This window comes from Bacillus mesophilum (assembly GCF_008923265.1).
Classification (GTDB): domain Bacteria; phylum Bacillota; class Bacilli; order Bacillales; family Cytobacillaceae; genus Cytobacillus; species Cytobacillus mesophilum.
Window position 1 is genome coordinate 1 of sequence record NZ_WBOT01000006.1, and the last position, 25,972, is coordinate 25,972.

Sequence of the window (25,972 nt, forward strand, 5' to 3'; positions counted from 1 at the left end):
AGGGAACTGTTATGACAACTCGGTAATGGAGAATTTCTTCGGAATTATGAAATCAGAATTCCTCTATCTAAAGGAGTTTGAGAGTGTAGAACATTTTAAAATAGAATTAGAAAAATACATTGAATACTACAATACAAAAAGAATTAAGGCGAAATTAAAAATGAGTCCGGTACAATACCGAACTCATTTTACCCAAGCTGCCTAATGAAATAACCGTGTCTAACTTTTAGGGGTCACTTCAAAATTCATCGAAGGTTTTTTTATTAATTCACTCTTGATCCATGCTCAATCTCCCATAATTTTTCAAAGAATGGCTGTCCTTTTATTAAATTTTCACAGAATCTTTCATGCTTTTTTGACCAGCCATATTTGCTCTCTTCAAAAAGATGATCCCATGCATGTTCAAAATTCATGGCTTGAATGTCAGAATAAATTTCCGGTCTCCATTCGGTATACCAATATCGAATTTCTGCTTCGTTTTTGGAGGAGTGCAGCTGATCCAGCGCCATAAACAATAGCTGCTTAAGCTGTCTTTCTTTTCTTGTTAGCCCCGCCATTAATTCAGGTGATGGTGAAAGGATGTGAAAACCCTTTCCAGCTGATGGTGAAAAAGAGTATGAAATTGTATCTTGATCCGCAATCATTTCATATGCAAGCTGTTCCTGTCTTGGAATAAGACGGCTTTTTCGGATTGGTATACTGTATCCTATTGTATCAACGGCAAGAATGCCTGTCCCATCTGTGACTACAAAGCAATATTCCAATTGAACGCGCTCATGATTCTTTCTCAAATACGCTTTTTGATAAATTTCATCAAGAAGCTGCTGTGGAATGTCTGCGAGATCATTTTCAATATAATTGAATAATACAGAGTCAACCTTCAGCAATGGAACTTGATCCAGAAGCTCAACACCATCGTCCTTACGCCATTCATGAAAATGGCATACATTATATCCGTTCTCTTCTCCTTCAAACCAATTCACCCAAACATCATGAAGATATAACATATACTTACCCCCACTTCACTAACTATTTGTCACTCAGTATGGGCATGTAATAGTAAATTTATTCCTACAATAAATATAGCCATTATAGATTTAACTCAATTTAATTTAATATATTCTGTTGAATTATCTTCTATGACATAACATTGCATATTCTCCTTATCCCTCAGTTAAGATCCTTTTAATCCTATGTATAGGACGTTAATCTTTCCAAATCCCTCCATATGATTATTCTAAGCAAAATCGAAAAGCCCTTTTCAAACAAAAAAACCACTGACATAACACTGTCAGTGGTTTTGATTGCCTATTCTAATGTTTTAGGATCGAGTGCATCTCTCAATCCATCACCGATAAAGTTAACACTTAGTACTGTTAACAGAATCAAGAATCCCGGGAAGAATGGATACCATGGAGCTGTTAGCATTACTGTATAGTTCTGAGCATCCTGAAGCATGTTCCCCCAGCTTGCAGTTGGAGGCTGTATTCCCAATCCTAAATAACTGAGAGCTGCTTCTGATAATATTACCCCTCCAACAAGCAAGGTAGCTGCAACTATGATTGGCCCCATTGCGTTTGGAAGAATATGTGTAAAGATGATTTTATATGATTTAGTTCCTATTGTTTTAGATGCAAGAACAAACTCTCTTGATCTTAAAGATAAAAACTCTCCTCGGACAAGCCTTGCCGTCCCTGTCCAACTGGTTAATGCAAATACAATGATAAGATTTTGTAAGCTAGATCCGAAGATTGTTACAATTGTAATTAGTAGGAAGATACTTGGGATAGAGATGATTACATCTACAAAGCGCATAAGAATGGCATCAACAATTCCTCCAAAATAGCCCGCTAACGCTCCCACTGTAATTCCAATAATAATGGCTCCTAATACCGAACCAAATGCTACTAGAAGAGATACTCTTCCTCCATAAATTAATCTTGTAAAGATATCTCTTCCATAACGGTCAGTTCCAAGCCAGTAATCCGCACTTGGAGGCTGTAGTTTAGCAAGCAAATTTTGCTGATCATATGGGTGCGGAGAAATGATTGGTGCCAGAATTGATATTAAAACGATGGCGAGCAAAAAGATTGCTCCAATTACCGCCAATCTATTTTTCATAAACTTTCTAATAAAGATTTTTGTTAATGTATCAGGTTTTTCCATTAAATTGGGGTTCAGTTCTAACTCTTTTTGTGATATTTCTGGATTAACTTGTGACACTGTAACCCCTCCTTAATACTCTATTCGCGGATCAAAGACCGCGTATAATATGTCTGCTAATAAGTTCCCAATTACAACAAATACTGCTGAAATAACTGTTAATGCCATAATGACTGGATAATCCCTCTGGAAGGCTGATTCAATGAATAAAAGCCCAATCCCTGGCCATGCGAATACTCTCTCCGTAATCGCAGCTCCGCCAATAAAGGAAGGAAGCATCAGACCAAAAATTGTAATGATTGGGATCATCCCGTTTCTAAGACCATGTTTTAAAACTACTTTTTTCTCTTTAAAACCTTTTGACATTGCAGTTCGGATATAATCCTGTTTCAATACATCCATCATTGAAGAACGTGTGTACCTAGTTAGTGCAGCCATATCTGCTACTGCTAACACAAAAGCCGGAAGAATTAAGTGATGAATTCGATCCCATAAACTAAAGTCGGCGTTTAATGTCGCTACCCCACCCGTTGGAAACCAGCCTAATGTTACGGATAAGAACATGATTAACATTAATCCGAGCCAGAAATTCGGTGTTGCAACTCCTAAGAAAGAAGTTACAGTGACTGTATAGTCCAGCTTGGTATAAGGCCTCATGGCCGAATATATTCCAAAAGGTATAGCAATTAAAATTGCCAGAATAGTTGAAACCAGCATCAGTAATAAAGTGTTTGGCAGCCTGTTCATGATTAATTCACTTACAGGAGTTCCCCGCTTAATGATTGAATCTCCAAAATCACCCTGCGCCATATTTCCAAGCCACGTAATATATTGGATATGGATGGGTTCATCTAGTCCATATCTTTCTCGAAACGCTTCTTTATCTGAAGGTTTCATGGATGGATCCATCATTAATGATGTTGGATCTCCTGGTGCAGCTTGAATGATTGCAAATGATAGGATGGTAATTCCAAATAGCAAGGGAATAGCCATTATTGTTCGCCGAATAATATATGAGACCATCGCCTATTCTCCTTCTCTTAATTAATTATTATTTATCCTAAATACAGTTATCACATATAACCTGTAGGGTTTTCAGTATTTAAAAAGCTTGTCCGCATGTTTAAATTAGCAGCTAAATTTTTTTATTTTCCTTTACTCAAAGATAAAGAAAGGGAAGGGTATTTCCATTCCCTTTCTTCAGTAAAACGAATTACTCTTGCTCTAACCACCATTTGTTAATTTTGTAAAGTTGGTTTTTCGCATGGAATTCATAACCTTGTAAGTTTGCAGGCAATGCACGGAATTCTTCAGGGTAGTATAAGAATGTGTATGCTTGATCTTCTGCAAGACCTTGCTGAACTTGACCGATTTGTTCTTTACGCTTTTCTTTATCTAGTTCTTGTAGAGATTGGTCCATAAGAACATCTAGATCAGGATTAGAGTATGCTGTAAAGTTTAATCCTGCTTCAATTTCTTTCGTATGGAAGATTCCGCTTGGATCTGGATCAGTTCCAAGGCTCCATCCTAATACAATTCCTTCAAAGTTCCAAACGCCTGGGTCGATATCAGCGATTAATGAGCTGAATTCAACTATTTGAGGAACGATTTCAATTCCTACTTCTTTTAATTGCTGCTGAAGAATAACAACGATATCTTCACGCACTTTATTACCTTGGTTTGTTTTTACTTCAAAAGAGAATCTTTCGCCGTCTTTTTCTAAGATACCGTCATCGCCAGGAGTCCAGCCAGCATCTGCAAGCATTTGCTTCGCTTTTTCTACATCATATTCAAACTTCGGTACATCTGGATTGTAAGCCCAGCTTAATGGACTTTCAGGTACGTGTGCTACTTCACCATATCCAGCCATAACTGATTCAACAATTGCTTCACGATCGATTGCATGTGTAATTGCTTGACGAACTGATACATCTTGGAACATTTCCATACGCTGGTTAAGTCCTAAGAATGTGTAAGAAAGAGCAAGGCCGCTTTCTAAACGGATACCTGCAGCATCTGCAAAGCTTTCAACAGTTGGTACGTCAGGCTGTGCTACACCAGCATAATAATGAATATCACCAGCTTGAAGCTGTGCTAAAATAGCATTTGCATCTGGAACAATTTTGTATGTTACTGAATCTAAATAAGGACGTCCATCCCAATAATCTTCATTAGCTACAACTTTAACGTATTCTCCATCTCTCCACTCTTCAAACTTGAATGGACCAGAACCGATTGGGTTCTTTGTATTAAATTCATGCTCACCAAGATCAGGAATTGGAACATCACCTAAGATGTGCTCAGGAAGGATACCGAAACCAAGACCAACAACTGGGAATTGAGCATCTACTTTGCTCATGTTGAACTGAACAGTGTAATCATCAATTTTCTCTACAGATTCTACTGCCTCAAAATAAGATTTACGAGGGCCATCATATTCATCGCTTAATGGAATGTTGTATGTGAAAACAACATCATCTGCATTTAATGCTTCACCATCATGGAATGTTGCGCCTTCTTTAAGTTTGATTGTATAAGTTAAACCGTCTTCTGCAGCGTCAACTTCTTCAGCAAGACCGCCGTCAGTTACTGGATTGAACTCTAGATCAGATCCAACTAGAGAATCAAAGATCATACCTTCAATATCAGAGCTTGATGCATCACTTGAATATAATCCGTTAAACATTGTTGGTGCACCAGATGAACCAATGATTAAATCGCCGCCTTGTACAGGCTCACCGCTTGGTTCTGCCGGAGCTTCCGGCTCTTCTTCTGGTTCAGCATCTGCTGCATCATTGCCTCCTCCAGAACATGCCGCAAGAAACATTGATAATACTAAAAGAAAACTAAGTAACCATGCTTGCTTTTTCATTCATCTTCCCCCTAAATATTATTTGTGAATATTGCAAATCTTTCGAAACGGAGTATGCTATTGCAGCAACGCCCCCTTTCAAATATTTTTGAAAACTTATGTTTATTTCCCTAAATAGCGGGAAAATAACTATAGATATTGCGTTCTAAGTAAATTAATACAAATGACATGCAACAAAATGATCTTTTTTCACTTCTCTAAATTCAGGTACTTTCTCTGAGCACATTGCTGTTGCTGCAGGACAGCGTGTATGGAATACACAGCCTGTAGGAGGATTTGCCGGACTAGGCAGATCACCTTTTAAGATAATGCGCTCCCTCGGTGCAGCGCCCTTCTTTCTCGGAGTTGGTACTGCTGATAATAGAGCTTGAGTGTATGGGTGAAGCGGCTCTTCATAAATATCCTTCTTCGGAGCAAACTCCATTATCTTTCCTAAGTACATAACTCCAACACGATCACTAATATGACGGACGACACTTAAATCATGGGAGATAAATACATAGGTTAGTCCCATTTCTTCCTGCAGATCTTTCATCAGGTTAATAATTTGAGCTTGAATCGACACGTCAAGAGCAGATACAGCTTCATCAGCGATAATTAAGTCTGGATTTAGTGTTAATGCCCTGGCAATCCCAATTCTTTGCCTTTGTCCCCCGGAAAACTCATGAGGGTATCGGTTAATGAACAATGGATTAAAACCAACCCGGTCTAATAGTTCATCAAGTTTATCCTCACGTTCTTTTCCCTTATACATGTTATGAGTTTTCATTGGTTCTAATAAAATTGATTTTAATGTCTTCCTTGGATTTAATGATGCATAAGGATCCTGGAAGACCATTTGAATATCTTTACGGACCGTTCTGCGCAATTCAGATTCACTCATTTTACTGATGTTTCTGCCTTTGAAAAAGATATCACCAGCTGTCGGCTCGTATAGTCTGATTAGTGTCCGGCCTGCAGTAGATTTTCCACAGCCAGATTCACCTACAATCCCAATGGTTTCCCCTTTTTTAACCTTGAATGACAATCCATCAACCGCTTTTACAGAACCCACATTACGCTGAAGAATTCCCGCTTTAACAGGGAAGTGTTTTTTAAGATCATTCACTTCTAAAATATAGTCTGAATCTGTAATAATGCTAGAATTAGAATCTTTTTTTGTTAATGTACTCATGAAGTAGCCTCCTTCTCTCCGTGCAAGAAACAACGTACCTTCCGTGAGCCGCCTTCAACATCCATTAATGCTGGAAGTGCGCTTCTGCATTTATCAAATGCATGCGGACAGCGTGGAGCAAATCGGCAGCCTTGTGGAAAATGCTCGGGTGGCGGCACATTTCCTTCAATAGATTGCAGTCTGTCTAAATCATCATCTAATGAAGGGATGGAACCCATTAAGCCTATTGTATATGGGTGTAGAGGTTCATCAAAAAGATCTTCTACCATTGCTTCCTCTACTACCTGTCCACAATACATAACGACTACTTTATCAGCCACCTCTGATACGACACCAAGGTCATGTGTGATCAGCAAAATGGAAGTATCGTATTTTTTGCTCAAATCCTTCATTAAGTCTAAAATTTGCGCTTGAATTGTTACATCCAATGCAGTCGTAGGTTCGTCAGCAATTAGAAGTTTCGGGTTACAGCTCATCGCAATTGCGATCATCACCCTCTGCCTCATCCCTCCACTCAGTCTGTGAGGATATTCGTCGACAAGTGCTTTTGCTCTTGAAAAGCCTACAAGTTCCAGCATTTCCACAGCTTTTGTCCTTGCTTGGCTTTTATTTAATTTCTGGTGATACATTAGCACTTCTATAATCTGTTCCCCGATCGTTAAAACCGGATTTAACGATGTCATTGGCTCCTGAAAGATCATTGAAATGTCATTTCCGCGGATTTTACACATCTGATCGTCTGTAAGTGTAACTAAATCCTGACCATTGAATAGAATTTGACCATCAACAATTTTACCTGGAGGACTAGGAATGAGCCGCATAATGGAAAGAGATGTAATACTTTTCCCTGAACCGGATTCTCCAACGAGTGCTACTGTTTCTCCTTTTTGGATTGTTAAATCAACACCATCAACGGCTGGAATATTGGCCTTTTTTTTCATAAAGTGTGTCTTTAAATTTTTGAGTTCTAATAGTGCTGTCATAATATCCCCCGTCCATCTTAAAAAAATAGACTCCGATAAATATATTAAAATAGCTTTTTTCTATTTTTTCGAATATATTAATTTCGGAAATTTTCAGATTAATTATCTGTATATTATTACAAAAACATTACGAGTTCAAGAAGTTTTTTAAAAATTCTTCTTTTTTCATTAATTTAAAATAAATTTATTATTAAATACATTGCGAATAGACCAATAATGACAACGCTTTCCAAATTAATTGAAAAAAAGGAGAACTTTTTCATTCTCCTTTTTTGTATATTACTCAAATGCTTCTGTATCAGCATTCCAAGCAGTTATAAATTCATCAGCAGGTTTTGTTAGAGAATCTGACAAGGTTATTTGATGATTTTCTGCATATTTGGAAATAATCACATAACCTGCTGCATAACCAAGCATGTCAGGTACGTTTCTTTTACCGAATAATACTTGATCGTGAAGTCTTTCTGTTTTCTTCTTCGTTAAATATGGTTTAATAAACTGTTTCCAGAATGTTTCAATTTCTTTTTCCGTATAATAAGTACACCATGCAGAAAGATAATCTTCCCCGCAGCAGTTCCTTACTGTGTATTCTGCCAAACCTTCCAACACAATTGAATCCAGCAGGGTATACTCGGAAACTGCTTTTTTTAATTTATTCATTCTGCAGACATGATGGTATTCATGCACGAATAAAGCTTCAAGTTCTTTGGGGTCTTCAGCAGGCGATAAAAAAAGAAAAACTTTATCTTTAAAAGAAACGCCTGACTTTCCAAGCTGATGTCTCACAAATAGGGATTGCCTTGCTTCAACTGGAAAAATATAAATGGGGATATCAGGTCCATTCCATTTCCTTTTATATATTTTAAAAAGCTCTTTCACCTGAAGCCATATATCCTGTTTTTGCAATTTCTTAAAATAATCATGGGTTTTGCGGTTAGGGGTATACATGCCAAAGCTCTTTAAGTACTGATATAGCTTTTCAGGCTCATCTTCATGGAAAAGCGGCATAACCTTTTTAATGATGTCTAATGGTTTATCAAAATGCTGTTCCAGCCATTCGTTGGTGTTTATAATCCCAAGTCAATCGTCTCCTTTTCTTTCCTTATTCAATAGGTTATGAAAGAGAGAATGTCTTAGTTCATGTGTACCAATTATGCAAAAAAGCTGACACCCATTTTCAATGGCGTCAGCTTTCGTGTATTTTTAATTGAATTTCTTAAAGACGATGGTTGCGTTATGGCCGCCAAAGCCTAGTGAATTGCTCATAGCTGCTTTAATTTCTTTTTCTCTTGCCTGGTTTGGCACATAATCTAAATCACACTCTGGGTCTGGTGTTTCGTAATTAATGGTTGGAGGAAGAATGTTTTCCTTCATTGCCATCAATGTAAAAATAGCTTCAACACCGCCAGCGGCCCCTAATAAGTGACCAGTCATTGATTTGGTGGAACTTACAGCCAATTTATAAGCATGTTCTCCAAACACTTCCTTAATGGCCAATGTTTCAAACTTATCATTATAGTCTGTACTTGTTCCGTGTGCATTAATATAATCAATATCTTCCGGACTTAAGCCACCATCATTGATTGCCATTTTCATTGCGCGAGCTCCGCCTTCACCGCCTGGTGCTGGTGCTGTTATATGATATGCGTCGCCAGTTGCGCCATATCCAACAATTTCTGCATAAATTTCCGCACCGCGTGCTAATGCATGCTCCAGTTCCTCCAGAACTATAATTCCTGCACCTTCCCCGATAACAAAACCATCACGATTTTTATCAAAAGGTCTGCTCGCAGTCTGCGGATCCGGATTAGTGGACAATGCCGTATTTGCACAGAAGCCCGCAACAGACATTCTAGTAATCGGCGCTTCTGCACCTCCAGTAATCATGGCATCAGCATCTCCGCGCTGTATAACCTTAAAGGCATCTCCAATTGAATTTGTACCTGTTGCACATGCTGTTACGGTACACGAGTTAAAGCCTTTTGCACCTAATGTAATAGAAACCTGTCCTGTTGCCATATCTGGAATCATCATTGGTACAAAGAACGGGCTTACTCTGCGGTATCCGCGATTTAAAAAGGTTTCAAATTGATTCTCAAATGTTTCCATTCCGCCAATCCCTGAACCAATCCATACCCCAATTCGTTCCGCATTCTGATCATTGATGTCAAGCTTAGCATCCTCTACTGCCATTAATGAAGCTGCAATCGCATAATGGGTAAACCTATCCATTTTACGTGCATCTTTACGATCTATATATTCTTCAGCATTAAAATCTTTTACTTCTGCTGCTACCTTTGCGGGATATTCATCTGCATTTAACCTTGTTAATGGTCCGACACCTGATTTACCTTCTTTAACATTGCCCCAAGATGTCTGTGCATTATTCCCGAGTGGTGTTACAGCACCAATTCCCGTAACGACAACTCTCCTCTTGTTCATAAATAATACCGCCCCTTTAAATGTTATTGTGATTAAAATTTATCTTCCCCAGCGAAGTGCAATTGCACCCCATGTTAGACCGCCGCCAAAACCGACCATAACAATCAGATCGTCATCTTTAATTTTTCCGGCCTCCAGCTCTTCTACCATTGCAATAGGAATAGAAGAAGCAGAAGTGTTTCCGTATTTTTCAACGGTCATTGACATTTTTTCAACTGGCAGGTCAAGTCGCTGACGAGCAGCTTCCATAATTCTTATATTAGCCTGATGAGGGATTAAAAAGTCAACATCTTCCTTTGATAATCCTGCTTTTTCTAAGACATTAATACAGCTTTCGCCCATTTGCCTTACTGCAAATTTGAACACCTCACGACCATTCATAACAATATTCTCATCTTGGTAAAGATGCTTTCCGCCAGAACCGTCAGCTCCCAATTCAAAAGATAAAATTCCTCTTCCTTCTGAGACAGGTCCCATTACTGCTGCACCTGCTCCATCTCCAAATAAAACAGCTGTATTTCTGTCATCCCAATCTGTAATTTTTGAAAGTTTCTCTACACCTACAACTAGGACGTATTTATAGGCGTTAGTCTTAATGAATTGCTGCGCTGTGATCATGCCATACATAAACCCAGCACATGCTGCACTAAGATCCATAGCTGCAGCTTTTTTTGCACCCAGACGTTCCTGCAGCATGCATGCTACACTCGGAAAAGGCTGATCTGGTGTTACTGTTGCTACAAGAATCAAGTCAACTTCTTCTGCTGTTATATTCGCATTTTTTAATGCTTCTACTGCAGATTGGTAAGCTAAATCAGACGTATCTGTCTGGTCATCAGCGATCCTTCTTTCACGAATACCTGTGCGTGTTCGGATCCACTCATCGGATGTATCTACCATCTTTTCAAGATCACTATTTGTTAAAATTTTTTCAGGTAATGCTCTGCCGAGACCTAGTACACCTGCATTCATATTTTCCACTCCCAACATAATGGTCATTGCAATTCAATATTTATTATTATTATCAATTATTATGACTTGGTACTAATTTTATCAAAAATGGGACCACTTTTGCAACTAATTGATATGAATGTCCATACACTTTGGAATTAAACACATATACTATGACTAAAAGAATATCTGTATGCAGAATTCTTTAAAACCTTTATATATTTGTAGTGTGTGCTGTTTTCGATTATTTCAGACTTATGGCTAGTAAAAAGCAATGAGTATAGGCGGGGGGAGACTCAAGTGAGTGATAAAGACAAAGAATTTAGACAGGACCCTTTCTCTCAGTTAATGTTTGGGAGCAATATACAAGAGCGTTCTGTAAAGCAGGACTGGATTTTAGGCAGAAGAAAAGTTGAAGACATAGTGGATGAGGAAAAAGAGGATAAGGACGTTAATAGCGCTGCACAGCAAAAGATCGAACAGATCCTTGAAAATGTTGATTTGGATGGGTTAATGAATAATCTTGGCACATTGATGTCATCTGTTGGTGAATTGAAGCCATTGATGAAAAAAGCCGGGCCGCTACTGCAGAAATTATTAAATAAAAAAGACTAATTAAATTAAATTTCTCCTAAAGTAAATTAGAAACCTTAAAAGCAAATATACATCGTTGTAGATTGGCCAGTGCCGGTTATTCTCCAGCAGCAAAAAACCGGCATCAGCCGGTTTTAGTCTTCTTTTAATGCATCTTCTTTTCCTAGCTCGTACGCCTCATTCATAACTTTTGTAAATAACGACATGAATGGCTGAATCATTTCCATAGAAAGCTCTACTCCAGCCTCTTCAAGCTGCTGTTTTGCTTCTGGTAAGTACTTCATTGCGATTGACATAAATTCCATCGTTTTATCATTTGCTTGCATAGTTTAATCCTCCGTTTTACTGCTGCTCATTATTTGGCAGCTTTCCTGTGCTTTTATACTGATCGATTGCTTGGTTTATTTCTTCTTTAAAAACTTGATCCACCACTGGACTAAACTTACCTAATGAAATGACATCATCTTGAAAATCAAAAGATAAATTCCCCGATGGCAGCTCTCCTTTGTTAAACTTATCAGCAACAAGCTCATATAAGACATCGACATGCTGAATGGTACTTGTTAACACCGTCGATTCACCAAGATCACTCTGATCCGAGATATAACCGATCGCGTATTGCCCGTTTTCTTTTATTTTTTCAATTATCGGGACATTGTAGCCATCTCCAGCAGGGTAAATAACATCAGCACCAGTATTATTTAGCTTTCCCAGCATGATATTGGCTGTTTCATGATCGTCCCAGCCTCCAACGTATTCTATTTTAACATTAACATCTTTATTTTGAAATTTTGCGCCTTCAACAAACCCCTTTATTTCAGGCTGCCATTCAAAAGCTGCCAACACACCAATTGTATTTGTTTTTGTCATATGACCGGCAACCATTCCCCCGAAAAAACCCATTGCGTATCCTTCAAATCCCAGGCTTGTCGTATTTTTGTTTCTTGCATCTCCATTAAAGCTGACAAACTGTATATGAGGATAGTCTTCAGAAAAATCATTAAAATATTCTGCATACTCATTTCCATGCCCAAAAATAAGGTTGACACCTTTTTGATCAAATTCCTCTACTGCGCGCTGGACGATCGCTGCCGAGTTCATCCCCTCTTTATAATAAACCTCAATATTATAATGAGATTGAATCTTTAGCATTCCTTTATAGCCTTTTGTTCCCCATACTTGATCATTCACAGTGTCAGGCACTAATAAACCAGCCTTCTGCAATGTGCCTGGCGACATAGCCTGTCCGCATGAAGATAAAAAAATAAGGCACAAAAGAAGGAACCCGAATTTCTTGAATAAAAGATGCATCTCTTCTTTCTCCGCCTCTCATTTGGAAAGCTGCAAAACTTTCAATCTAGGTGAAATTTTCCTGCACTAGTCCTATTTTACCTTGATATGACGCTGTTTGAAAAGAATTTTTTCCAATATCACTCATACAGGCTTCTTTAAACTTGATTTTTCACTGCAGAGTATGCACAGCTATATACCGTTGAATAAAAGATGTTGCTGCTGTTTTTTTATGCCCTCACATTTTTCTTCATCGGATTCGATTTCATAAATGTGCAGGTGTTCTGGAAGCTTTGCTTCTATCTCCGTAAGTCGAATGTATTCTTTTTCAATCTCTAAGAGTGCAGCACAGTGCTGCCATTGCCCAGCAATCTTATTTCGAACGAACCAATCTCCTAATGATCCTTTTTCCAAGATATCCAATATCGCCTTAATGGTATACTGAATATAAATCGCATCCTCTTGCCATTCACGGTCACTGATCGTTAAAGTGCCAGCTTGATCCGCTTTTTTTAAACATGCCTGTTGAAAGGCAAATTCTTCAGGCTGCCATTCACCATAAATAGTCGGCAAAAAGATTAAACATATTTTATTTTCATGGTCCTTAAAAGCTTCTTTTATTTCTGACCTGCAGCTATCTTGATTTATCTCCGTCTGAATAGGCAATAATAGCGTAATCACTGTATCTGCTCCTGCCATAATTTTTGCATGTTCCATCCATTTGCCAAACATCTCTTTAATTACTTTCGTGTCATTGCGCAAGTACAAACTATAAAAGTCCAAAAAAATGTGTTTGGTCTTCTCACTGCCAAATGGTTCTTTTAGGTCATTCCATTCTAAAAAGTTTGCATTTCTCCCTAGCTCAAGACGCTTATTTTCAAGCATATCATCAGCGATTAAGTTTGATCTTACTGATGATATGCTATAACCTTCATCAAGCAGCCCTTTAGTGAGATGAAACCCAATAAAATCAAAACCGCCATATATGATTACAGAATCATTCATATAGATCCTCCCAAGTACATCCTTACTGTAGCGTATGCACAAGTTTCACAGCACTTTCTCATATTTTTTAAAAAAACCGATTATTTGTGTCCCCATCCTCTGCATTTTCTCAGGAACAATATAATAGACAGATATCGGCGCTTCTTCATCCTTCCATTTTACAGAAAGCTGTTTGAGCATATTTGATTGCTTATACGCTTTTCCCCCGGATAATACATGAATGATTTTTACTGGAGATTTTATGTTTTCAATTAAATATTGTTCATCATAGGTATTAACCATTTCAATGACTTTACTGCTTTCCGTTTTATATGATGCCGCAAGTTCTTTTAACAATTTTTTATAAAAGAATTTATGTTCTTTCTCTTGGTTAAGGTGGTTTTTTACAGATAATATAGGGTTTATAAATACCGCTGAACGGATTTTATCCCCCATCACGTCCATTAACTTCAATGCGGCCAAAGCACCCATACCTTCTGCAATTATATGAACTTTATCATTAAGAATTTCAGTCCGTGTCACATAGCCATACAAAGTTTTCGCCATTTGAACCGCATCATCGCTTCCCCAGTTTCTTCCGAATAAATTGGAATAAAAGATCGTATATCCTGCTTCTTCGAGTTTATGAATTAATGCTGCTTTTCCTTCGTTTTGTGTCCAAAAACTGCTGTTTTCATCTACGAAGTGCCTTTCATCCCCGATAATTAATATACCGAAACCACTTGGCTTATCAGGGTAATGAATCATGCTCCATTCAGTATCCATCTTAAAGTTTCGGTGTTTCATTTCCAAAAACTCCTTTTATTTTTCGTTCATATTCAATGTATGCTTGGATAGTTGAATTGGCATGGGATATTACCTATTTTAGGAGAATACCAAAACATCATTAATCTCTCAGCAGCTAGACACTTGAGGTGTCGGGGCTGAGCAAGGCGCTTCCGCTTTTCTCTGTCCAGCTCCAGCGCCTAGCCCCTCGAGGTCTTAAGCCAATCCGTCCAGAAGGTTAAAGGGCAACCTTCTTGCCGTCTTGTCTTAAGCTTGTCGGGGCTGAGCAAGGCGCTTCCGCTTTTCTGTTCACATTCAAGTTTATTATTTTGGGTTGTTATGGTAAGATGTAAAGGGATTCAATTATGTAAGAGGTGAACTATTGATGAAGTATTTGTGGACTTTCATTTGGACATTCCTACTTGTTCAAATGCTATCGTATGTTGCAGGTAATATGCTAGGCGCTTCTTATGAATTTCAAACTAGTGCGATCCTTGCAGTTGCAGCAACTCTATTAATTTATGTTATTCCTGCCATCATTCCAGACGAGCCTGCAGAGAAAAAAGCGATTCATTAATTGTTAAAATATCGTCAGCCTGTTTTCAGGCTGACGATATTTTATTTGATAAGATTTTTTATTTCACGGCTACTGTCAGTTTATTTCCCTCCAGAGCAATGACAACGTCACTTTCTTCTTTTATCGTCCCAGAGATAATTTCCTTTGCCAGTGCTGTTTCTACATTTTTTTGAATATAGCGCTTTAGCGGCCGAGCACCATAAATAGGGTCATAGCCATTTTCAGCAATATATTCAACTGCATGATCCGTTATTCGTAAATTCACTTGCTGATCGGTCAATCTTTCTTGAAGTTCATTTAGCATATTTCTTACAACTCCATGTAAATCGGCAAGTGATAACGGTTTAAATAGAATAATCTCATCTATGCGGTTGATAAACTCTGGTTTAAAGTGATTTCTAAGCTGATGAAGTACTTTATTTCTAGTTTCTTCTATAATATAGTCACTCTCTCGCACTTCATCGCGTTCCAGTAAGAAATTTGAACCTATATTGGATGTCATAATAATCACTGTATTTTTGAAGTCAACCATTCTTCCTTGTGAATCAGTAATTCGTCCATCATCTAACACTTGAAGTAAAATATTAAAAACTTCAGGATGTGCTTTTTCAATTTCATCTAATAAGATGACCGAATATGGTTTTCGTCTCACTGCTTCAGTAAGCTGTCCGCCTTCTTCATAGCCAACATACCCTGGAGGAGCACCAACTAATCTTGACACTGAATGTTTTTCCATATATTCCGACATATCAATACGAACCATTTGATCTTCACTGTCAAATAACACTTGTGCCAGTGCTTTGGCCAGCTCTGTTTTGCCTACTCCTGTTGGTCCCAGAAATAAGAAAGAACCAATTGGACGATGTGGATCCTTAATACCAGCACGTGCTCTAATTACTGCATCAGACACAAGCTGAACTGCCTCATTTTGGCCAATGACTCTTTCTTGTAAGATCTCCTCCAGCCGAAGCAGCTTCTCACGTTCACCTTCTACTAGCTTTGCAACAGGGATGCCTGTCCATCTGGCGACGATCCCCGCAATTTCTTCCTCTGTTACTTCTTCCCGGACCAGCTTATCTGATTGTCCTTCATTAACTTCCTTCTCAAGCATCTTCAATTCTTTTTCCAGCATTGGTATTTTCCCATGTCTTAATTCAGCAGCGCGGTTTAAATCGTATTTATTTTCCGCATCTTCCAGGTCACGGCGATGCTTTTCTAATTGTTCTCTTTTCTCCTGTAATCGTTGAATTCCTTCTTTTTCGAGCAGCCATTTTGTCTGCATGCTTTTTGCTTTTTCTTTTAAAGCAGAAAGTTCTTCTTGTAGGATAACAAGCCGTTCTTTACTTACAGTATCTTTCTCCTTTTGGAGTGCTGCTTCTTCAATTTCCAGCTGCATGACTCTTCTTGTTACCTCATCTAGCTCAGTTGGCATCGAATCCATTTCCGTACGGATCATCGCACATGCTTCATCCACTAAATCAATCGCCTTATCTGGCAAAAATCGATCTGTAATATAGCGGTCAGATAGGGTGGCAGCAGCAATTAGAGAACGGTCATGAATATTTACTCCATGATGAATTTCAAACCGTTCCTTTAGCCCTCTTAAAATGGAGATTGTATCTTCCACATTAGGCTCTTGTACTAAAACTTGCTGAAACCTCCGTTCAAGTGCTGGATCTTTCTCAATATACTTGCGATGCTCATCCAAAGTGGTTGCCCCTATACAATGCAGTTCTCCTCGGGCAAGCATGGGCTTTAGCATGTTTCCGGCATCCATAGCACCTTCTGTTTTTCCCGCACCAACGATGGTGTGTAATTCATCGATAAACAGCAGTATTTTCCCATCGCTATTTTTCACTTCATTTAATACCGCTTTTAGCCTTTCTTCAAACTCTCCTCTAAACTTTGCTCCTGCAATTAAAGAGCTCATATCAAGTGAAAAAATCGTTTTATCTTTTAAACCTTCTGGAACATCTTTTCTGACAATCCGCTGTGCAAGTCCTTCAACAACTGCTGTTTTACCGACACCCGGTTCACCAATTAGTACCGGGTTGTTTTTGGTTTTGCGTGATAATATCCGGATAACATTGCGTATTTCCTGATCACGGCCAATGACTGGATCCACCTTACCTGCTCTTACCTCTTCGACAAGGTCTCTTCCATATTTTTTCAGCACATCATATGTTGTTTCTGGATTTTCCGAGGTCACGCGCTGATTCCCCCTTAATTGTTTAATGATCCCCTCTAATTTACCTTCTTCTTTAATTGATTCTCTCAGCAGTTTCCCTGCTTCCGATTTCTTCACTTTTAATAGTGCTAACAAAAAATGTTCAGCAGATAAATACTCGTCCTGCCACGTTCTCATAAGGTTTTCTGCTTCTGCTAATACTTGTTGCAGTGTATTTGTAATATATAAAGTTCCTGCCTTAATTCCGCTGCCGGAAACTTGTGGTTTTGTTTGAAGCTGATTTTCAATACTATGGATCAGCTGATCTGCATTAATGGATGCTGCTTTTAAGATTGATGAAGTTAATCCTTCTGTTTTTACAATAAGTGAATAAAGCAGATGCAAATCATCAACTTCCTGATGTTCTTTACGAACAGCTAAGTTTTGCGCATTTATTAATCCTTCCCGAACATGCTGTGTCATTGAATTCATATCCATTCGCACATCCCCCTTTGACCATTATTGACCTTTATTTTATTATATCCCATTTTTTACATATGTAAAGCCATTCAACTTTTCATTGAATGGCTTTTGCTGTGTTTTAAGGTTTGCGTTTGTATGTCCATATCCGGTTATGATTTGAGTTTTCAGGAAAATGATCACCCGCTTTTAGTTTGATCATTTGCGGATTGTTGACATTGCTTCCAGTTTCGCCGACTTCTATATAGATCCCATTGTTAGGTGCTGCCTGACCTGCTTTAAATTGTCGATTTTGTCCCAAAAGAATAACCCCCTTATTCAAATAAGTCTTTATTAGTATTGCCTTTACATCTCATTCAATTTAGTTAAATTATTTCCATTGAACTTCAAGCTATTGCTTTACTTATATACTGTTTTTATTGTTTAATGAAATGGTGTCATCTTAATACTGGAGGATAATAGTGTGACTGACTTTATTACTTTGCTTAAATATTTGTTCTTAGGATTACTTCAGGGCTTAACCGAGCCAATTCCTGTTTCATCAAGCGGACATGTTGAAATAGCTGCTTATTTTTTTGATTTAGATATTAAAGGAATGAGTTTTGCAATACTTGTTAATACTGCCTCATTAATTGCTGTCCTTATCATTTACAGAGAAGACATATATAGGCTTGTCAAAAATGGTCTCCTTTATTTAAGAACAAAGGATCAAAAGGCAGAAGCGGACTTTCGTTTTATAATTTATTTAGTTGTAGCTACGATCCCTGCTGGGGTTATTGGAGTTCTCTTTGGAGATTATTTAACAGGCAATATTAAAACCGTGGGGATTACCTTACTGATTACAGGTGTTGCTCTGTGGATCATCAGAAACCTTCGTGGTAAGAAAAATGATGCTACGATTACTTTAAAAGACGCAATTATTGTTGGTCTTGCTCAAACAGTGGCATTAATTCCTGGTATAAGCAGATCAGGAGCTACAATTGTAGCCGCAATGGGATTAGGCATGAAGCAGGAAACTGCCTTGCGTTTTTCCTTTTTAATGTATATTCCTGTTAGTGTTGGGAGTGCAATTTTAGGTTTTAGTGACATGCTGAACGATCCGGATATTTCGACCCTTGCCATTCCATATGCTATAGCGTTTATTTCTTCATTAATCGCTTCTTACTTCTCTTTAAAATGGTTTATGGGCATTATGGCTCGAGGCAATCTGAAGATCTTTGCTTTTTACTGTTTTATCGCTGGAACACTCGTATTAGTATTTTCCTGATTAGACCAAAAAATGCTCATTTCCCTATAATGGAAATGAGCATTTTTTATCAATAAGGTTATAATAGTTCTGATAAAAGTGCTTTCTGAACATGCAGACGATTAGCTGCCTGATTAAATACTGAAGAGTTTGGACCATCAATAACTGCTGCTGTGACTTCTTCACCTCTATGAGCCGGCAGACAATGAAGGAATAATGAATCCTGCTTGGCTAATGCCATTAGTTCTTCATTTACCTGATAATCTTTAAAAATCATTAATCGCTTCTCGTTTTCTGCTTCCTGTCCCATACTAGTCCAGACATCCGTATAAATGACATCTGCATTTTTCACACTCTCCTCAACATCGTAGTTTACAGCAATCTCTGCCCCACTCTTCTGTGCAAATTCCTTGGCCAGCTGTAATACAGTCTGTTGCGGTTCGTAGCCTTTAGGACAAGCAATAGTCATATTTAGCCCTAATTTAGCAGATGCGATTAATAAAGAATGTGCAACATTATTTCCATCACCGACATAAACAAGCTTGATTCCTTTCAGACTTCCCTTCTCTTCAAGGATTGTTAACATATCGGCAAGTGCCTGGCACGGATGGTAAAGATCTGTTAACCCATTTATCACAGGAATAGTTGCATGTTCTGCCAGTTCTTGGATTAATTCATGTGAGAAAGTGCGGATCATAATACCATCAAGGTAGCTCGATAGCACCTTTGCAGTATCAGCAACACTCTCTCCTCTGCCTATCTGTAGATCGCTGCTGTTTAAATAGAGAGCATGCCCGCCTAATTGCAGCATCCCTGCTTCAAAAGATACTCTCGTGCGCGTTGATGATTTCTCAAAAATCATTCCGAGTATTTTACCCTTTAAAGGCGTGGGGTCTTCCCCCGAAGAGATACCTTGCTTTAATTGCTTTGCTTTCAATAGAAGACCTTTAATTTCCTCTGTGCTGTAATCTGCCAGTGTTAAAAAATCTTTGCCTTTCATATTTAAATTGATTTCATCTGCTATAAGACCTGTCATGATACATTCACTCCTTCACTTACTTTTAATCCGCTTCTCAGCAGCCATTCATTCATACTCGTTACTTCCCACTCTGTATTTTTTAACGCCTGTAAAAAAGCTTCCAGTGATTCTTTCTTTGAGAACGTAATCAATCGGTTCTTTACAGCAAGCTCCCTCTCAGCCGCAGCATGATTGCCTTGGTAGGGATTATACAATGCTATAGCTTTATCCTGACTCCAATCAAAAGCATTTGCAGGAACTATTTTTACACCGTAACTACTGCATTCATCCGCAAATTCTTGTATTACGGAAACATCAGCAGAAATGATCACTTTTTCAAATCCAGGTTTTAAACTGGATTCAAATGCCTTTCTTAATGCCTCTGTGATGTCAGAAGCTAAGGCAATCCCTTCACCAGTTGATTTCATTTCCGGGCCAACAAAACTATCCAATCCTTTTAACGCATAATTAGAAAATACAGGATATTTAACACATACAAAGGGAAATTGGCGCGCAGGAAATTGATCTTGTTTCATGACATATTTCCCAAGCAATATTTTTGTCGCAATTTGTACAATTGGAACTCCTGTTACTTTGCTGACAATTGGCACTGTCCGGCTTGCACGCGGGTTTACCTCCAGCAGATACACCTGTTCTCCGTCTATAATATACTGAATGTTCATTAAGCCTTTGTAATTCAGTTTTTGGACAATCTGTTTTGCGTAAGTAAGCATCTTTTCCTGTACTGCTAAAGACAAGGTTTGCGGAGGCAGCAAAGACATACTATCGCCTGAATGAACACCTGTATGTTCAATATGCTCCATGATCGCTGGTACATGGATATGTACTCCATCAGCTGCTAGATCAAGCTCTGCTTCCTTTGCTTCAAGGAAACGATCCACTAAAACTGGATAGACAATCCGTTTAGAATGCAAGTAGTTTTTATAGCTAACCTCATCTCTGATTAACTCCATCCCTTTTCCGCCGATTACATATGAAGGACGAAGCAGGACAGGGAAACCAATCTTATCTATAGCAGTATCCAGCTCTGCTTTTGAATGGACCACATCTCCGTCAATATGAGGGATCTGTAATTCATCGAGCAGCTGGTAAAATAAGTCCCGGTCTTCTAATTTTGCAATTTCTTTTGAGCTTGTGCCTAGTAATGTCACCCCATAGTCTTCAAGCTGTTCCGCCAAGTTCAATGCAGTCTGCCCTCCTAGCTGAACAATAACTTGTTCAATCTGTTCAGCTTCTATTACATTAAGAACATCTTCTAAAATAAGCGGTTCAAAATATAAGCGATCAGCAGTCGTATAGTCGGTACTCACTGTTTCCGGATTATTATTAATCATGATGGTTTCAATTCCGGCATCTTTTAACGCATAAACACCTTGAACGGAGCAATAATCAAATTCGATTCCCTGTCCGATCCGAATAGGACCGCTCCCAATAATAAGCACCTTAGGTTTATCGCTAAAGGTTTGTTCATTTTCTCCATAATAGCTTGAATAAAAGTAATTGGATTGTGCTTCAAATTCAGCCGCACATGTATCAACCATTTTATAAACAGGTAAAACACCGAGTTCTTTGCGCAAAAGGCGAATGTCTGCTTCTTTTTTGTTCCAAGCAAAAGCTAAGAATGTATCAGAGAAACCTTTTTCTTTAAAGAATGCAAGGTCTTTCTCTGTTACGGTTTCAGCTGATGTTCCGTTAATTTGTCCTTCGATCTTCACTAAACGTTCAAATGCAGCTAAAAAGAAATAATCCATGTTGGTTGCTTGATGTAATTCCTCTGTTTTTATACCTCTGCGAAGCAATTCCATCATGATAAAGAAGCGCTGATCATTCTGTTCTTCTAAATATTGGAGTAATAAAGAGGTTTTGCACTGCTGCAGCTCTGGTAAAGATAATCCAATGCAGTCCAGCTCTAATGAATGAACTGCTTTTTGGAGAGCACGTTCAAAATTCCGATCTATTCCCATTACCTCTCCTGTCGCTTTCATTTGTGTGCCAAGTTTTCGATCCACATATGGAAATTTATCAAAGGCCCATTTCGGAAATTTGACAATGCAATAGTCCAGCGCAGGTTCAAAGCTTGCAAACGTATCTCCTGTTACAGGATTAATCAATTCTGATAATTGATAACCAACTGCGAGCTTCGCAGCCATTCTTGCAATTGGGTACCCAGTCGCTTTGGAAGCCAGGGCTGAAGAGCGGCTGACACGCGGATTTACTTCAATAAGATAATATGACTGACTGTTAGGGTCTAGTGCAAATTGGATATTGCAGCCACCAATAATGCCTAATTCCGAAATGATTTTGATTGAGGCAGTTCTCAGCATCTGATATTCTTCATCCGTCAATGTCTGAGAAGGTGCAACGACAATTGAGTCGCCAGTGTGAATACCGACCGGGTCAATATTTTCCATATTGCAGATTGTAATACACGTATTACCCGAGTCACGCATGACTTCGTATTCAATTTCCTTGTATCCTGCAATGCTTTTTTCAACAAGACATTGACCAATCGTACTTTCCTGCAAACCTCCTGCAACAAGGGATTTCAGCACCTCCATACTATCAGCAATGCCTCCTCCAGTTCCGCCAAGTGTATAAGCTGGACGAACAATTATCGGGAAGCCGATCTCCTCAGCAAATTTCATTGCTGCAGCTACATCTGTTACCACTTCACTATCTGGCACAGGCTCATTTAATTTTTTCATTGTTGCACGAAAAGCTTCTCGATCTTCTCCACGTTTAATGGAGTCGATGCTTGTGCCCAATAGCTTAACATTAAATTTGGTTAGTACTCCGTGTTCATGCAGCTGAAAAGCAAGATTCAGCCCCGTTTGCCCTCCTAAGGTTGCAAGCAGGCCATCAGGACGTTCTTTTTCAATAATTTTCGTTAAACTTAGGGCGGTTAGCGGTTCTGCGTAGATCCGATCCGCAAACTTTTCATCAGACATAATGGTTGCCGGATTATTGTTTACGAGGATAACCTTATATCCCTCTTCTTTTAATGCAGCACATGCTTGTGTGCCTGCATAATCAAATTCTGCAGCCTGCCCAATCACAATCGGGCCTGATCCAATCACAAGGATCGACTGGATACTGTTGTTTTTAGGCATTTATATAACTCCTCTTCTTAAGCGTAGTCAATTTCAAAAACTCATCAAAAACGTATTCTGCATCAGAAGGCCCTGGATGTGCTTCAGGGTGAAACTGAACCGTTTGTATAGGCAACTCTTCGTGTACAAGCCCCTCAACAGACTGATCATGTAAATTGATAAATCTTTTCTTAAGACCAGTCCCCTGTAAACTGTCTTCATCCACAACATAACTATGGTTTTGTGAGGACATAAATACCTTTCCTCTTTCCAGATCAGCAACCGGGTGGTTTGCCCCGCGATGGCCAAACCGCAGCTTTTTTGTGTTGGCTCCTAAAGCTAATGCAACCAGCTGATGTCCTAAACAAATTCCCAGCGTGGGATAGTTTTGCACCATTTCCTTAATAACAAGTAGCTTCTGTTCTAATTCTTTTGGATCTCCTGGGCCATTTGAGAGAACTATTCCATCTGGTTTAAGATTATGAATGTCAATAATGGATGCAGAGTATGGAATGGTTGAGACCCGGCAATTTCTTTTCAGCAAACAGTCGACTATTGATTTCTTTGCACCATAGTTAATGACCACAATATGCTTTTCTCCATCTCCAAAATGTTCAATATCAGAGGACACTACCTTCCTTACCTTTTGATCCTTTTCTATCGAGCATTTCTTGTTATCAAGGTCAGAGTCTTGTGTCATAACAGCTCCCATTGTGCCCTGAGCTCTTATTTTTTTGACAATCGCCCTTGTATCCATATGCCCTAATACCGGCACATTCCATTTCTCCAAATATTGTTTAAATGTATATTTGGCTTTGTAATGTGATGGCGTCTCACTCTCCTCATAAATAATAACTCCCGCTGCATGCGGTTTTTTGCTTTCAAAATGTTCTTCATTGATTCCGTAATTTCCGATTAGCGGATACGTAAAAACGATGATTTGATCTTTGTACGAAGGATCGCTGATCACTTCCTGATAGCCTGTCATGCCAGTAAAAAAGACAATCTCCCCTTTTACCTCATGATCCAATGAATGAGACAGCCATTCCCCTTTATAGGTTTCTCCGTTTTCTAAGTGCAGGTAACCTTCCATGTGAACACCTCAAATGATGTATTTTTATTAATAAATATTTATTTTTATGCATTAAAGACCAAAAAATCGGTCTCTGTTTTCCGCAGAGATAAGACGCTGAATTCTTTTTAAACTTTTTCATGCACTTCATTAAATACTGCATTGACAATGTACATTGCTTCATCAATTTGCTCATGAGTAGCCGTTAATGGGGGGAGTATGCGAATCACATTCTCACCGGCTGGAAGCAGCAGTAAACCCTTCTCCCGCAACTGTGCTAAAATCGGTGCAGCTTCTTTCCTTAGCTCTAAACCTGCCATCAAACCTAGCTGCCGAACATCCGCTACAAAAGGATTGCTCAGTAATTTTTTTAATGAATTCTTTAAGTAATCAGCCTTCTCCATTACTTCTTTCAAAAAGCCAGGTTCAAATATAGTCTGCATGGTCACTGTAGCCGCAGCAACCGAAATTGGATTTCCGCCAAATGTTGATCCATGACTGCCAGGTCCAAAAGCTTCATCAAGTTTTTTGCTTCCGATTACAGCACCAATGGGAAAGCCGCTTCCAAGTCCTTTAGCAACCGTCACTATATCAGGCTTCAGATCAAAATGCTGATAGGCAAAAGGTTTCCCTGTTCTTCCCATTCCTGTTTGAATTTCATCTACAATCAGTAATGCTCCATTGCTTTGACATAGATGCTGTAGTTCGTTCAAGAACTCTTTTGTTGCTATATGGATGCCTCCTTCTCCTTGAACAATTTCAAGCATAACAGCAGCTGTACCTTCATCCATTTCTTCCGTTATTCCGGCTAGATCATTAAATGAAAGATGTTTAAATGTCTGAAGCAACGGGCCAAAACCAGTTTGGATTTTTTTCTGACCGGTTGCAGACATGGCTGCAAATGTCCTCCCATGAAATGAGTTTGAAAATGTGATAATTTTATTGCGTCCTGTCGCTTTTCTTGCCAGTTTAATGGCAGCTTCATTTGCTTCAGCACCACTGTTGGAAAAGAAAACAAGGTCGAGACCTGCTGCTTCAGCCAGCAGTTTGGCAGCTTCATCCTGTTTACTCTGAATAAATAGATTGGATACATGCCAAAAGCTATTAAGCTGGCTTTCTACAGCCTTTTGCACATTTGCAGGACGATGTCCTAAGTTGCAGACACCAATTCCAGAAGTGAAGTCTAAATAGTTCTTTCCGCTCTTATCGACTATTCTGCTTCCTTCTGCTGAAATAGGTTCCACTTCCCATTTTGAATATACTGGAAAAAGATAACTCATATTTGCAGCTCCTTCCTATTGCTGATTTCTGTACCAAGCCAATTTTGACCGTCGTAAAATCCTGATTTTCCCGAAACAATACTGATGGTATTTAGTCCTTCTTCTAGAGCTGAAATGGCGGATTTTACTTTTGGAATCATTCCTCCAGTTATTTCTCCGTCTAATATTGAAGAATTGATTTGTTCCACCTCAATTCTTGAGCAGTACTCTCCGCCTATTTTTATTCCTGGCACATCCGTGACAAAAATGCAGCGCTCAGCACCAATTGCAACCGCAACCGCAGCAGCAGCTGTATCGGCATTTACATTAAACTTCACTCCATTTACACCCATAGCTATAGGTGTAATGACCGGAATGATTTGAAGAGCTAATATGTTCTGAAGAAATTCTGTATTTACATTCTCTATGCTGCCGACATACCCCAATTCTTTTTCATTTAAGAATGTTCCCTGCAGCAGACTAACGTCACTTCCATTAATACCTAAGGCTTTAAGGCCGCTTGTTTGCAGAAGAGCTGTCAACATTCTGTTTGTCTTGCCTGACAAGATCATTTCAGCAGTTTCTAATACTTCTTTTGTCGTTTTTCTCAGTCCATTTACAAATACACTTTGAACTTGAACAAGTTCAAGCATTTTATTAATATCTGGACCTCCTCCGTGAACAAAAATAAACTGATAGCCTTCTGATTTTAGTGATTTTACATTTTGCAGAAAAGACGGAGATAACGAATCCAATACACTGCCACCACACTTGATCACAATTTTCCTCATCTGATCATACCTC

24 protein-coding genes are annotated in these 25,972 nt (G+C 38.8%); 4 read left to right on the forward strand and 20 right to left on the reverse strand.

Annotated features, from left to right (window positions below; translation table 11 throughout):
• Positions 1–205 (forward strand): IS3 family transposase (locus F7732_RS16765; RefSeq protein WP_151575141.1); only part of this gene is annotated, 205 nt, incomplete at its 5' end.
• Positions 206–263: 58 nt separating this feature from the next.
• Here F7732_RS16765 and F7732_RS16770 read toward each other — a convergent pair.
• From F7732_RS16770 to F7732_RS16810, 9 genes are all read right to left on the reverse strand, one after another.
• Entirely contained in the window at positions 264–1,007 is a 744-nt protein-coding gene (locus F7732_RS16770; RefSeq protein ID WP_151575142.1) for a YjbA family protein, read from the reverse strand.
• Between the two features lie 301 nt (positions 1,008–1,308).
• Positions 1,309–2,223 (reverse strand): oligopeptide ABC transporter permease, encoded by a 915-nt coding sequence (gene opp4C / locus F7732_RS16775; RefSeq protein WP_420837699.1) that lies wholly within the window; start codon positions 2,221–2,223, stop codon positions 1,309–1,311.
• A gap of 12 nt (positions 2,224–2,235) precedes the next feature.
• Positions 2,236–3,186, reverse strand: a complete 951-nt coding sequence (locus F7732_RS16780; RefSeq protein WP_066447539.1) for an ABC transporter permease — start codon at positions 3,184–3,186, stop codon at positions 2,236–2,238.
• Positions 3,187–3,376: 190 nt separating this feature from the next.
• Positions 3,377–5,035 (reverse strand): peptide-binding protein, encoded by a 1,659-nt coding sequence (locus F7732_RS16785; protein ID WP_151575143.1) that lies wholly within the window; start codon positions 5,033–5,035, stop codon positions 3,377–3,379.
• Between the two features lie 154 nt (positions 5,036–5,189).
• Positions 5,190–6,209: an ABC transporter ATP-binding protein gene (locus tag F7732_RS16790; RefSeq protein ID WP_151575145.1), complete on the reverse strand. Its 1,020-nt coding sequence runs from the start codon at positions 6,207–6,209 to the stop codon at positions 5,190–5,192.
• Complete coding sequence (locus F7732_RS16795) at positions 6,206–7,192, reverse strand: ABC transporter ATP-binding protein (RefSeq protein WP_151575147.1); 987 nt, start codon at positions 7,190–7,192, stop codon at positions 6,206–6,208. Before F7732_RS16795 ends, F7732_RS16790 begins: the two co-directional genes overlap by 4 nt.
• A gap of 279 nt (positions 7,193–7,471) precedes the next feature.
• A complete protein-coding gene (locus F7732_RS16800) occupies positions 7,472–8,200 on the reverse strand; it encodes a DUF2268 domain-containing putative Zn-dependent protease (protein WP_151575149.1) in 729 nt (242 codons plus the stop codon).
• 195 nt (positions 8,201–8,395) lie between these two features.
• Positions 8,396–9,634: a beta-ketoacyl-ACP synthase II gene (gene fabF, locus F7732_RS16805; protein WP_151575151.1), complete on the reverse strand. Its 1,239-nt coding sequence runs from the start codon at positions 9,632–9,634 to the stop codon at positions 8,396–8,398.
• Positions 9,635–9,673: 39 nt separating this feature from the next.
• A complete protein-coding gene (locus F7732_RS16810) occupies positions 9,674–10,606 on the reverse strand; it encodes a beta-ketoacyl-ACP synthase III (protein ID WP_151575152.1) in 933 nt (310 codons plus the stop codon).
• Positions 10,607–10,885: 279 nt separating this feature from the next.
• On the opposite strand from F7732_RS16810, the gene F7732_RS16815 reads away from it, so the two are divergent.
• Positions 10,886–11,200 (forward strand): hypothetical protein, encoded by a 315-nt coding sequence (locus F7732_RS16815; RefSeq protein WP_151575153.1) that lies wholly within the window; start codon positions 10,886–10,888, stop codon positions 11,198–11,200.
• Between the two features lie 113 nt (positions 11,201–11,313).
• Here the strand turns inward: F7732_RS16815 and F7732_RS16820 are convergent, their stop codons facing one another.
• The 4 genes from F7732_RS16820 to F7732_RS16835 form a co-directional block, all read right to left on the reverse strand.
• On the reverse strand, positions 11,314–11,505 hold the full coding sequence (locus F7732_RS16820; RefSeq protein ID WP_151575154.1) for a ComZ family protein: 192 nt from the start codon (positions 11,503–11,505) through the stop codon (positions 11,314–11,316).
• A 16-nt stretch (positions 11,506–11,521) separates the two neighbouring features.
• Complete coding sequence (locus F7732_RS16825) at positions 11,522–12,490, reverse strand: BMP family ABC transporter substrate-binding protein (protein ID WP_151575155.1); 969 nt, start codon at positions 12,488–12,490, stop codon at positions 11,522–11,524.
• Positions 12,491–12,661: 171 nt separating this feature from the next.
• Positions 12,662–13,474: a hypothetical protein gene (locus tag F7732_RS16830; RefSeq protein ID WP_151575156.1), complete on the reverse strand. Its 813-nt coding sequence runs from the start codon at positions 13,472–13,474 to the stop codon at positions 12,662–12,664.
• Between the two features lie 45 nt (positions 13,475–13,519).
• A complete protein-coding gene (locus F7732_RS16835; protein WP_151575157.1) occupies positions 13,520–14,260 on the reverse strand; it encodes a lipase family protein in 741 nt (246 codons plus the stop codon).
• 364 nt (positions 14,261–14,624) lie between these two features.
• Between F7732_RS16835 and F7732_RS16840 the strand changes: the two genes are divergently transcribed.
• Positions 14,625–14,816, forward strand: coding sequence for a YjzD family protein (locus F7732_RS16840; RefSeq protein ID WP_151575477.1), 192 nt, complete (start codon positions 14,625–14,627; stop codon positions 14,814–14,816).
• 58 nt (positions 14,817–14,874) lie between these two features.
• Here F7732_RS16840 and clpB read toward each other — a convergent pair whose 3' ends face one another.
• Positions 14,875–17,481 (reverse strand): ATP-dependent chaperone ClpB, encoded by a 2,607-nt coding sequence (gene clpB, locus F7732_RS16845; RefSeq protein ID WP_151575158.1) that lies wholly within the window; start codon positions 17,479–17,481, stop codon positions 14,875–14,877.
• A 103-nt stretch (positions 17,482–17,584) separates the two neighbouring features.
• Entirely contained in the window at positions 17,585–17,770 is a 186-nt protein-coding gene (locus tag F7732_RS16850; protein ID WP_180320287.1) for a YjzC family protein, read from the reverse strand.
• Positions 17,771–17,926: 156 nt separating this feature from the next.
• Between F7732_RS16850 and F7732_RS16855 the strand changes: the two genes are divergently transcribed.
• Entirely contained in the window at positions 17,927–18,730 is an 804-nt protein-coding gene (locus tag F7732_RS16855) for an undecaprenyl-diphosphate phosphatase (RefSeq protein WP_240056670.1), read from the forward strand.
• Positions 18,731–18,788: 58 nt separating this feature from the next.
• On the opposite strand, the gene argF is transcribed toward F7732_RS16855, so the two are convergent.
• The 5 genes from argF to argB all read right to left on the reverse strand — a co-directional run bounded on the left by argF (position 18,789) and on the right by argB (position 25,959).
• Positions 18,789–19,745, reverse strand: coding sequence for an ornithine carbamoyltransferase (gene argF, locus F7732_RS16860; RefSeq protein WP_151575160.1), 957 nt, complete (start codon positions 19,743–19,745; stop codon positions 18,789–18,791).
• A complete protein-coding gene (locus F7732_RS16865; protein WP_151575162.1) occupies positions 19,742–22,858 on the reverse strand; it encodes a carbamoyl phosphate synthase large subunit in 3,117 nt (1,038 codons plus the stop codon). Before F7732_RS16865 ends, argF begins: the two co-directional genes overlap by 4 nt.
• The gene (locus F7732_RS16870; RefSeq protein ID WP_151575164.1) at positions 22,851–23,930 is read right to left on the reverse strand and encodes a carbamoyl phosphate synthase small subunit; all 1,080 of its coding nucleotides are present in this window, start codon (positions 23,928–23,930) and stop codon (positions 22,851–22,853) included. The genes F7732_RS16865 and F7732_RS16870 overlap by 8 nt, the downstream gene beginning before the upstream one ends.
• 107 nt (positions 23,931–24,037) lie before the next feature.
• Positions 24,038–25,189, reverse strand: a complete 1,152-nt coding sequence (locus tag F7732_RS16875; protein WP_151575166.1) for an acetylornithine transaminase — start codon at positions 25,187–25,189, stop codon at positions 24,038–24,040.
• A complete protein-coding gene (gene argB, locus F7732_RS16880) occupies positions 25,186–25,959 on the reverse strand; it encodes an acetylglutamate kinase (protein WP_151575168.1) in 774 nt (257 codons plus the stop codon). The genes F7732_RS16875 and argB overlap by 4 nt, the downstream gene beginning before the upstream one ends.
• Positions 25,960–25,972: the final 13 nt, after the last annotated feature.

Excerpts from the sequence above, each read along its gene's own strand:
- F7732_RS16770 (WP_151575142.1), bottom strand. The coding sequence starts at position 1,007 with ATGTTATATCTTCATGATGTTTGGGTGAATTGGTTTGAAGGAGAAGAG.
- F7732_RS16780 (WP_066447539.1), bottom strand. The coding sequence starts at position 3,186 with ATGGTCTCATATATTATTCGGCGAACAATAATGGCTATTCCCTTGCTA.
- F7732_RS16785 (WP_151575143.1), bottom strand. The coding sequence starts at position 5,035 with ATGAAAAAGCAAGCATGGTTACTTAGTTTTCTTTTAGTATTATCAATG.
- F7732_RS16790 (WP_151575145.1), bottom strand. The coding sequence starts at position 6,209 with ATGAGTACATTAACAAAAAAAGATTCTAATTCTAGCATTATTACAGAT.
- F7732_RS16795 (WP_151575147.1), bottom strand. The coding sequence starts at position 7,192 with ATGACAGCACTATTAGAACTCAAAAATTTAAAGACACACTTTATGAAA.
- F7732_RS16800 (WP_151575149.1), bottom strand. The coding sequence starts at position 8,200 with ATGCCGCTTTTCCATGAAGATGAGCCTGAAAAGCTATATCAGTACTTA.
- fabF (WP_151575151.1), bottom strand. The coding sequence starts at position 9,634 with ATGAACAAGAGGAGAGTTGTCGTTACGGGAATTGGTGCTGTAACACCA.
- F7732_RS16810 (WP_151575152.1), bottom strand. The coding sequence starts at position 10,606 with ATGAATGCAGGTGTACTAGGTCTCGGCAGAGCATTACCTGAAAAAATT.
- F7732_RS16820 (WP_151575154.1), bottom strand. The coding sequence starts at position 11,505 with ATGCAAGCAAATGATAAAACGATGGAATTTATGTCAATCGCAATGAAG.
- F7732_RS16825 (WP_151575155.1), bottom strand. The coding sequence starts at position 12,490 with ATGCATCTTTTATTCAAGAAATTCGGGTTCCTTCTTTTGTGCCTTATT.
- F7732_RS16830 (WP_151575156.1), bottom strand. The coding sequence starts at position 13,474 with ATGAATGATTCTGTAATCATATATGGCGGTTTTGATTTTATTGGGTTT.
- F7732_RS16835 (WP_151575157.1), bottom strand. The coding sequence starts at position 14,260 with ATGAAACACCGAAACTTTAAGATGGATACTGAATGGAGCATGATTCAT.
- F7732_RS16840 (WP_151575477.1), top strand. The coding sequence starts at position 14,625 with ATGAAGTATTTGTGGACTTTCATTTGGACATTCCTACTTGTTCAAATG.
- clpB (WP_151575158.1), bottom strand. The coding sequence starts at position 17,481 with ATGGATATGAATTCAATGACACAGCATGTTCGGGAAGGATTAATAAAT.
- argF (WP_151575160.1), bottom strand. The coding sequence starts at position 19,745 with ATGACAGGTCTTATAGCAGATGAAATCAATTTAAATATGAAAGGCAAA.
- F7732_RS16865 (WP_151575162.1), bottom strand. The coding sequence starts at position 22,858 with ATGCCTAAAAACAACAGTATCCAGTCGATCCTTGTGATTGGATCAGGC.
- F7732_RS16870 (WP_151575164.1), bottom strand. The coding sequence starts at position 23,930 with ATGGAAGGTTACCTGCACTTAGAAAACGGAGAAACCTATAAAGGGGAA.
- F7732_RS16875 (WP_151575166.1), bottom strand. The coding sequence starts at position 25,189 with ATGAGTTATCTTTTTCCAGTATATTCAAAATGGGAAGTGGAACCTATT.
- argB (WP_151575168.1), bottom strand. The coding sequence starts at position 25,959 with ATGAGGAAAATTGTGATCAAGTGTGGTGGCAGTGTATTGGATTCGTTA.